Source organism: Micromonospora sp. 15K316 (genome assembly GCF_004348525.1).
Classification (GTDB): Bacteria; Actinomycetota; Actinomycetes; order Mycobacteriales; family Micromonosporaceae; genus Micromonospora.
In genome coordinates, this window is sequence record NZ_SMKG01000233.1 from 1 (window position 1) to 8,947 (window position 8,947).

7 protein-coding genes are annotated in these 8,947 nt (G+C 75.7%); 4 read left to right on the forward strand and 3 right to left on the reverse strand.

All coding sequences use genetic code 11. The annotated features are described in order from the left end of the window. The first annotated feature begins 121 nt into the window (after positions 1 to 121). Together E1211_RS27575 and E1211_RS27580 are read left to right on the forward strand one after the other, a co-directional pair. Entirely contained in the window at positions 122 to 442 is a 321-nt protein-coding gene (locus tag E1211_RS27575; protein ID WP_132352401.1) for a hypothetical protein, read from the forward strand. Beyond that, complete coding sequence (locus E1211_RS27580) at positions 439 to 945, forward strand: hypothetical protein (protein ID WP_132352403.1); 507 nt, start codon at positions 439 to 441, stop codon at positions 943 to 945. Before E1211_RS27575 ends, E1211_RS27580 begins: the two co-directional genes overlap by 4 nt. Before the next feature lie 27 nt (positions 946 to 972). Here the strand turns inward: E1211_RS27580 and E1211_RS27585 are convergent, their stop codons facing one another. Further along, complete coding sequence (locus E1211_RS27585) at positions 973 to 4,659, reverse strand: CHAT domain-containing protein (protein ID WP_132352405.1); 3,687 nt, start codon at positions 4,657 to 4,659, stop codon at positions 973 to 975. Positions 4,660 to 4,850: 191 nt separating this feature from the next. Here E1211_RS27585 and E1211_RS27590 point away from each other — a divergent pair, with 191 nt between their 5' ends. Further along, positions 4,851 to 5,723, forward strand: a complete 873-nt coding sequence (locus E1211_RS27590) for an aldo/keto reductase (RefSeq protein ID WP_132352407.1) — start codon at positions 4,851 to 4,853, stop codon at positions 5,721 to 5,723. A 143-nt stretch (positions 5,724 to 5,866) separates the two neighbouring features. Here E1211_RS27590 and E1211_RS27595 read toward each other — a convergent pair whose 3' ends face one another. Further along, positions 5,867 to 6,448: a TetR/AcrR family transcriptional regulator gene (locus E1211_RS27595; RefSeq protein WP_132352409.1), complete on the reverse strand. Its 582-nt coding sequence runs from the start codon at positions 6,446 to 6,448 to the stop codon at positions 5,867 to 5,869. 247 nt (positions 6,449 to 6,695) lie between these two features. On the opposite strand from E1211_RS27595, the gene E1211_RS27600 reads away from it, so the two are divergent. Further along, positions 6,696 to 8,150 (forward strand): MFS transporter, encoded by a 1,455-nt coding sequence (locus E1211_RS27600; protein WP_132352411.1) that lies wholly within the window; start codon positions 6,696 to 6,698, stop codon positions 8,148 to 8,150. Positions 8,151 to 8,250: 100 nt separating this feature from the next. Here E1211_RS27600 and E1211_RS27605 read toward each other — a convergent pair. Continuing rightward, positions 8,251 to 8,947: hypothetical protein (locus E1211_RS27605; RefSeq protein ID WP_243709720.1), on the reverse strand; the 697-nt coding region annotated here is incomplete at its 5' end.

Here is an 8,947-nt window from a genome sequence, read left to right on the forward strand (position 1 = left end):
CGGCCCGCCCGGGCGCTCCGTCCCCGGCTGTCGGGTTCCGGCCGTCCTCGCCCCCGTGACCGGTGTGCCGGGTACGACTACCGTGGACGGTCGGTGCCGGGCCGCAGCGGGAGGTCAGACGGTGCACGATCGCGAGCCGGCAGCGGATGCGCTGCCGTACGCCGAGGTCACCGACGACGGGTACGCCGTCCGGGCGGCCGAGACGTTCACGGTGCGGGAGTTCGGGCCGGCCCTGCTGCTCAGCGGGGACTGCCCGCGCTGCCGGCATCCGGTCACGTTCCCGGTGGTCGACCACGTCTACCGGCACGGATCGGCCATCCCGCCCGGCGACCCCGGTTACCGGACGGTGCTCTGCACCTGCGACGCGGAGCACCCCGGTCGGCCGGCGGGACCGGCCGGCTGCGGCGCGTACTGGACGCTGCGGCTGGAGGCCCGGACGTGATCCGGCTGCGCCCCGGTCCGCCGGCCACCGTCGCCGACCTGCGCCGCGCGCAGGAGTTGGCCGGGCTGCTCCGCGACGAGCTGACCCGGGTCCGGGCCGCCGCGCTGGCCTGGCGTAACGGGCTCGCCGGGCTGCTCGCGGCGCTCGTCGGCTTCAGCCTGATCCGGGGTCGCTCCGACGTCGGTGCGCTGGCGCCGGGCTGGGGCGCGCTGGTCGGCGTGCTGCTGCTGGGCGCGGTCGCGGCCGGCGTCGCCGGGGCGCTGGCGCTGCTGCGGGCGGCGCACGGCCCGCTCGCCGTGACGCCGGTGGCGGCGCTGCCGCCGGCCCCGCTCGGCGACCACCAGGAGGCGCTGACGGCGGCCCGCTCGCTGCGCGTCGGCGTACGGCTGGTGCTGGTCTGCACCGCCGCGCTGGTGGCCGCGGTCGGCGTCACCTGGTACGCGCCGGGCCGCACCGCCCCGCCGGCCGCCGCCGGCGTCGCCCTGGCGCCCGAGCAGCGCTGACGGAACCCACCCGCGACCGGCGACCGGTCACGGCCCGATGTGGGCGTAGCCGGCCCAGAGGTCCGGCAGGCCGGGCAGCGCGGCGCGGAGCCGGCGCACCGCGCGGTGCAGGGCGGACGCGGCGCGCTCCGGGTCGATTCCGCCGGGCACGGCCAGCCCCGCGTAGAGTTCCTCGCTCAGCTGCGCGGTCAGCGCGTCCGAGATGGACCAGAGCGCGCCGATGACGTGCCGGAAACCGGCGAGCTGGAACGCGGTGCCGAGGGTGAGCGCCTCGTCCGCCAGGGCCGCGCCACCGCGTACCGTCTCGCAGGCGGACAGCACGGCGAGGGCCGCGGCGGTGCCGGCGGGCCGCCACAGGTCCCGCACCTGCAGCGGACCGCCGGAGAGCACGAGTCGGCCCTCGGTCGGCGCGTCCAGTCGCTGGGTGCCGTGGCAGCACAGGTGGACGACCGGCTGCCGGGGCAGCGCGGCGAGTACCGCCTGCGCAGTCGCGGCCGGGCCGGTCAGGGACGTCACGTGGGGCACGTACCGGCGGACGGCGTCCTCCTCGCGCGTCACCCCGGGCAGGTCGGCCAGGCCCGGGGTCCGCGGCATGCCGACCACCAACGCGGAGGTGACCGCCGCGCCGACCGGCGTGGTGTCGCGGGCGCGCCGCAGCGCGCGCAGCGACGCGGTGTACGACGGCACCACCCGGTCCAGCACCCCGTCCCGGCCGTCCAGCGGCGCGGCGGCGTGCAGCGGCAGCAGGGTGAGCAGGCCGGTCGGGCACCACCAGAGCCGGCTTCGGCCCGGCCCCTCGGACGGCGCGGCGGCCGGGCCGAGCGCGTCGAGCACCGGGGCGGCGACGACCCGCCACAGCCAGTCCAGCGTCTCGGTCAGCCGCCGCCGGGCTGCCGCGCGCCGGCGCTCCAGCTCGGCCGCGCTCGCCTTCGCCGGGCCGCCGGACGGATCGTCGATGCTCCCCGGCTCCGGCCCCGGCGCCGCCGTCGCGCCGGCCTCGGCGACGGAGGTCAGGAACGCCGCGGTCCTCGGCGTCAGCTCCGCGTCGGTGAGCCCGGGCAGCGGCACCACGTCGACCCCCGCTGCCGTGACCACCAGCGCGTCGCAGCGCCGCTGCGCCACGTTGACAAGCACCACCGGGCCGCCGGCCGCCGCCTCGGCCAGGTCGGCGAAGGGCGGTGGGCGGAGGAAGCCGTCGAAGCCGGGCAGCCGCCGGATCTCGGCGAGTACCTCCCGCCGCCGGCTCGCCAGCTCGTGTCGGCGCTCCGGACCGCCCGCGACACCGGTTCGCGGCGCGGCCCGGGCCAAGCCGTCCAGTTCGGCCTGTAGGTGGGCGAGGCGGTCGGCCAGCCGGGGCGCTCGCGCCCGGAGGGCGGCCAGGTCCGCGCCCGCGTCGTGCGCCCGCGTCAGCAGCACCGCCCGGCCGTACTCCAGCAGCTCCACGGCGCGTTCCGGCCGGCCGAGCGCGATCGCCACCGCCGCGGCGTCCCCGGCCAGGCGCGGGAACCGGCGCAGCAGCCGCCCCTGGTCGTCGGGGTCCATACCGTGCCAGGCGACCAGGTCGATCAGCTCGATCGCGAGGGCGTACCCGTCCAGGGCCGAGACCAGGTCGCCGACCCGCGCGGCGTGCGCGGCCCAGCGCTCGGCGGCGTGGGCACGCTGCAGGGAGGGGGCGGACTCGATCATGGCCGCCTCCCGCAGCGCCGCGGCCGCCTCGACCAGATCGACCGCGGGGACGTCGGCCCGGGGCGGGGCGACGGGACCCCGGTCGGCCGCGGACCGGGCCGACCCCGCCGCGGCGGGGTCGCCGCCACGCGGGGACACGTCGGCGACGGTCTCCACGGCGCCGGCCAGGTTGATCAGGCACATGGCGCGGTCCGGATGTCCGGCGGGGAGCGAGGCGACCGCCGATCGGCACGCGCTCAGCAGCTCCGCCGTGTCGTCGCCGGACCGTCCGGCCTGGAAACGGAGGCGCAGCGCGCTACCGAGGTTGGTGAGCAGCCGGTGACCGTCCGGCGTGGACGGGGGCATCGCCGCGCGAACGTCGCGCAGCAGCCGCACCGCGTCGTCGACGTCCGCCATGTCACCTGTCAGCCGGTGCCGGAGCAGGAGGGCGAGTGCGAGGGTGTGCGCGACCGGCGTCCACTCCTCGTCCGCCTCGTGCCGGGCCAGCTCGGCGGCCTCCCGCAGCAGCGTGACAGCCGTCCGGGCGTCCCGTTCGAGCTCGGCGGGCGGCGGGCGGTGACGGTCGGGTCCCTCGGTCTCCGGTGTCGCGTCGGCCGTGCCCTCGATCGCCAGCTCGACCCGCCGGTTCACGGCCCCGCCGTAGTTGGTGAGGACGAGCAGCCGGTCGGGATGGCCGGGCGGGGCGGCCGCCAGCGCCCGGCGCAGCACGGCGATCGACTCGGTGAGGGTCGCCAGGTCCTGCGTACGGGCGAAGAGCGCCTGTAGCGCGACGCCCAGGTTGGACAGAGCGCGGGGCAGCAGCGGCGCGTCGGCGTCGCTCGCGGCGACGGCGGCGCGCAACGTGGCCACGGCCGGCTCCAGCAGCTCGGGCTCCCCCGCCGCGTCGGCCAACTCACGCTGCGCCTCGCCGAGGTTGTTGAGGAGTGGCGGGCGCTCCGGGTGCCCGGCCGGGAGCAGTCGCTCCGCCTCGGCCAGCAGGTCGCGGCTCTCCCGCAGGGTGTGGACGCCGTCGAGGTCCGCGCGCCCGCGGTGCAGGACGTAGCCGAGGTCGCGGAGACGCAGGGACCGGGCCACCGGCTCGTCCGTGGCGGCGACCGCCGCGCGGAGCAGTCGCAGCGCCTCGGCGAGGTCGGCGGGGCGCCGGCGCGACTCGTAGCGGGACGCCAGCAGGTTGCCGAGCATGCGCCGCAGCTCGGCAGGGTCGGGTCCGGCCGCGGCATCCACCGCCGCCCGGTACGCCCCGATCGCCGCGTCCAGGTCGGCCGGGGCGTGGCCTTTCTCGTACCGCTCTCCGAGCAGGGCGGCCAGCCCGACCCGGGCGAGGTCGACGAGGCCCTTCGGCAGCGCATCCGCCACGGCGACCGCCGCCCGGTTCGCCTCGATCGCCGCGTCCAGGTCGGCCGGGTCGCGCCGCTCGGTGTACCGCTCGCCGATCACCAGCGCGTACGTGAGGGCCACCCGCGGGTCGTCTCCGGCCGCCGCGGCCGGGGCGAGGACCTCCACCGCCCGGTCGAGGTCGGTCGGGTCGCCGCGACGACGCCAACGGTCCCGTAGCCGCTGCCCGAGGTTGAGCCGAGCCGGCAGGGGCAACGACGACAAGCCCGGTGCGGCCCGGACGACCTCGTCGAACAGGCGGATGGACTCGTCCAACGCCACGACGTCGTCGACCAGCTCGTACCGGTCGCCCAGCACCATGCCGAGGTTGAACAGCCGGAACGCCCGTTGCGGGTCCCCGGGCGGCGTCGCCGCGAGGCTCTCCCGGTGCGCGTCGATCGCCGCCTGCAGGGCGGCCCGCCGGCCGAGGTGGAGGAACTGGTCCCGGTGCACCCGTCCGAGCACGGAGAGGTGGTGCGGCCACTGCGGCGCGTCCCTCGGGGTGACGGCGAGCGCCTCGCGCAGCAGCGCCGCCGCCCGGTCGGCGACCGAGTAGTCGCCGTCGCGTTCGGCGGCGGTCATCAACGCCACCGCCTCCAGGAGCAGGGCCGTCCCCCGGCGGAGCCCGCGCTCCCGCTCCGGTTCCGGCCACATACCGCCCCCCGTTCGACGCGCCGACTGCGATCAGACGTAGCAGAGTGGGGCCGGGTGGGGCTAGCGCGAAGCCGACGCCGAACAGCCCGTGCAGCCACGGGTCGACCGCCGTGTCGGCGCGGACGTTCGCCGCGACGGCGGTCGCGGTGGGGGCTAGATTGGCCGACGACGGTGTGACGACAGGAGAGCTCATGACAAGCAGTGCCCAGGCACGGCCCGCGAAGGCCGCCGGTACCTACCGGATCGGCGGCGACCTCCAGGTCGACCGGCTCGGCTACGGGGCGATGCAGCTCACCGGCCCGGGTGTCTGGGGCGACCCGAAGGACCCGAAGGAGGCGGTCCGGGTACTGCGTCGGGCGGTCGAACTCGGCGTGACGTTCATCGACACCGCCGACTCGTACGGGCCGTTCGTCTCGGAGCTGCTGATCCGCGACGCGCTGCACCCGTACGCCGACGACCTGGTGGTCGCGACCAAGGCCGGCTTCACCCGTGCCGGGCCGGGCGACTGGCGTCCGCTGGGGCGCCCCGAGTACCTGCGCCAGCAGTGCGAGCTGAGTCTGCGCCACCTCGGCCTGGACTGCATCCCGCTCTACCAGCTGCACCGGATCGACCCGACGGTGCCGCTGGCCGACCAGCTCGGCGAGCTGGCACTGCTGAAGCAGGAGGGCAAGATCCGGCACATCGGTCTCTCCGAGGTGACGGTCGAGCAGATCGAGGCGGCGCGCGAGATCACCCCGATCGTGTCGGTGCAGAACCTCTACAACCTGGCCGACCGGCACTTCGAGGACGTGCTGGAGTACTGCGAGCGCAACGACCTCGCGTTCATCCCCTGGTTCCCGATCGCGACCGGCAACCTCGCCCGTCCCGGTGGGCCGCTGGACGCCATCGCCACCGAGCACAGCGCCACCCCGGCGCAGCTCGCGCTCGCCTGGTTGTTGCGTCGCTCGCCGGTGATGCTGCCGATCCCGGGTACCTCCTCCGTCGCGCACCTGGAGGAGAACGTCGCCGCGGCCGAGGTGAAGCTCACCGACGCCGAGTTCGAGGCGCTGGCTGACGCCACCTGAGCGGGCCGGCCCGCTCGGGTAGGGGTGAGCCCTCACCCGAGCGGGCCGGTCAGGACAGTTGAGGGGTCGAGCCCCACCCGAACGGCCGGTCGCGACGGTTCAGGTGGCGCGACGCCGTCCCGGGCGCGTCCGGTCGCGGCAGATCAGGCGAGGGCGGGCGGGTAGCGGAGGCCGTCCAGGGCGATGGCCAGCACGCGGTCGCGCTGGCCCGGCTCCTGGAACTGGAACGCGACGATGCCACTGATCAGCCGCAACACGTCGTCGAAGCTGGTGTCCGCGCGTACCACGCGGGCCTGTTGGGCGCGGCTCAGCAGGGGCTCACCGGCGGCGTAGATCTCCGTCCGGCACCGGCGGAAGACCTCGGAGTCGTACGCCAGCTCCTCGCGGAGCGCCCGCTTGGTGGCCGCGTACGCGACGAAGCGGTTCAGCCAGGCGACGAGCGCGTCCCACGGGGGCAGGTGCGCCACGTCCGCCACCGAGCGGCTGAGCGCCTGCACCTCGTCGACGTAGACCGCCTCGAAGAGCTCCCGGCGACTCGGGAAGTTCCGGTAGAGGGTGCCGATGCCGACCCCCGCCCGCCGGGCGATCTCCTCCAGCGACGCGTTCACGCCGCACTCGCCGAAGACCTCCCGGGCGGCGTTCAGCAGGGCCTCGTGGTTCCGCTGGGCGTCGGCTCGCTTGGGACGTCGCGCGAGGTATTCCCCCAGCTCACCAGTGCTGGCCATGGCGGACGTCACACCTCCTCGGTTGCTACCGGAGGCATCCCTCCAGTAAGTTAATGGAGGCACCCCTCCGGAACTGTCCGGAGTCGCGCCTCCGGATAGCTTACCCGGACGCTCCGGCCGGCCCCACCGAGCAGGACCGGCGACCAAGAACCACGCGACGGCCGACTCCACGCCGCCCAGAAACGGCCGGGCGGCGACCGCCGCGCCCGCCTCACCTTCCGTTCGTACCGATTTGGGAGTTCTCTCCGTGACCGAGACCACCCGACGCGGCTCGCGTCGGCTGACCTTCCTCGTCCTCGCGGCCGGCGCCGGCTTCTTCGCGATGCTCCAGTCGCTGATCACCCCGGTGCTGCCCGTCATCCAGCACGACCTGCACACCTCCCAGAACACCGTGACCTGGGTGCTGACCGCGTACCTACTCTCCGCGTCGATCTTCACGCCGATCCTCGGCCGGGTCGGCGACATGATCGGCAAGGGACGGATGCTTGTCGTCTCCCTCGTCGCGCTCGCGGTGGGCTGCCTGCTGGCGGCCATCGCACCCAGCATCGGCGTGCTGATCATCGCCCGCGTCGTCCAGGGCATCGGCGGCGCCGTCTTCCCGCTCTCGTTCGGCATCATCCGCGACGAGTTCCCCGCCGCCCGGGTGAGCTCCTCCGTGGCCACCATCTCGGCGATCATCGCCGCCGGTGGCGGCCTCGGCGTCGTCCTGGCCGGTCCGATCGTCTCCGTACTCGGCTACCGCTGGCTGTTCTGGATCCCGATGGTCGTCGTGGGCCTCACCGCGCTCGCGGCGTACCGGTTCGTGCCGGAGTCGCCGGTCCGCTCGCCCGGCCGGATCAACGTCTGGGCCACCCTGCTGCTCTCCGGCTGGCTGGTGGCGCTCCTGCTGCCCGTCAGCAAGGGCGCGGCCTGGGGCTGGACCTCGGGTCGCGTACTCGGCCTGCTGGCGCTCGCCGTCGTGCTGCTGGTCGGCTGGCTGGTGGCCGAGGTGCGCTCCGCCAACCCGCTGATCGACATGCGGATGATGCGCCTGCCCGGGGTGTGGACGACCAACCTGGTCGCCCTGCTCTACGGCGGGTCGATGTTCGCGATCTACGCCTTCGTCCCGCAGTTCGTGCAGACCCCCGCCAGCGCCGGCTACGGCTTCGGCGCGAGCGTCACCCAGGCCGGGCTGCTGATGCTGCCGATGCTGGTCGGCATGTTCGTCGCCGGTCTCGTCGCCGGCCGGCTGGAGGTCCGGTTCAGCGCCAAGGCGCAGCTGGCCACCGGCGCGGTGTTCAACGTGGCCGCCTCGGCCATGCTGGCGCTCGCCCACGACACCCGCCTGGAGATCGCACTGGCCGGCGCCCTGGTCGGCATCGGCATCGGGCTGGCGTTCGCGTCCATGGCCAACCTGATCGTGGCCAACGTCGCGCCGAGCCAGACCGGCGTGGCCACCGGGATGAACGCGAACATCCGCACCATCGGCGGCGCGATCGGCGCGGCCGTGGTGAGCAGCGTGATCACCGCCAACCCGCAGGCGAGCGGCCTGCCCCGGGAGGCCGGCTTCACCACGGGCTTCCTGCTGCTCACCGCCATCGCCCTGGCCGCCGCGGTGGCCGCGCTGATCGTCCCCTCGGGACGTCGCGCGCCGCGCCGCCGCACGCCCGTCCCGGCCACCGGGACCGAGCTGACCGAGGGGCTCGCGACCGCCGGTCGCTGACCCGCCACCGCACCACGACCCCGGGAACGTCCGGCCTCCACCGCGAGGTCGCCCCGTTCCCGGGGTCGTCGCGTCATCCCCACCGGCGCGTTCCGGCCGCTCACCGCGCCATCCGCAGGAGCAACAGGTAACCGCAGTAGGCCAGCGGGACCAGCAGGAAGCAGATCGCCACGCCCAGCACCGGGTGGCGTGCGGGACCGGCCTCGTCCATCGGCGCCCTCCCCCATCTGCCCAACGCCAACCATCCCGAGATCAGTGATCCGGCGGGCAGCCCGGTGCACATCCAGGCGTAGAGCGGGCCGGCGCCGAGCGCCCCGAGGCCGGAGGCGAGCACCATCGCGAACATCAGCACCACGCCCGCCCCGGCCGAGGCCAGGTAGACCACCGCGGCCCGGGCGACCGGCGACCAGGCCGGCAGCAACGCCGGCCGGCGGGCGAGCAGCTCCGCCCGGTGCCCGTGCCGGTCCGCCTCGTCGGCGTAGCGCCGGGCCAGCTCCAACCCCACCACCGGGTCGACCTGCGGGGCGCGCGGCGCGGGCACCCCGGTCGCGCTCGCCGCCGCACCCCATCGGTCGTACGCCTCGACCACGGGCCGCCCCGGCGCGGCGGCTGCACCGCCGGTCGCCCCCGTCCCGCCGTCCCGGGCCAGGGCGGCCGGAGGGTCGCCGGCCGGTCCCGACCACTGCCCCGACGCGCCGGTCGACTCGGCCGGTGCCCGGACCGGGTCCCCGGCGGGCGGCGGGCCGGCGGCCCCGACGGACGGCTTCTCCGAGGCCCTGGTGGACCTGTCTCTTATA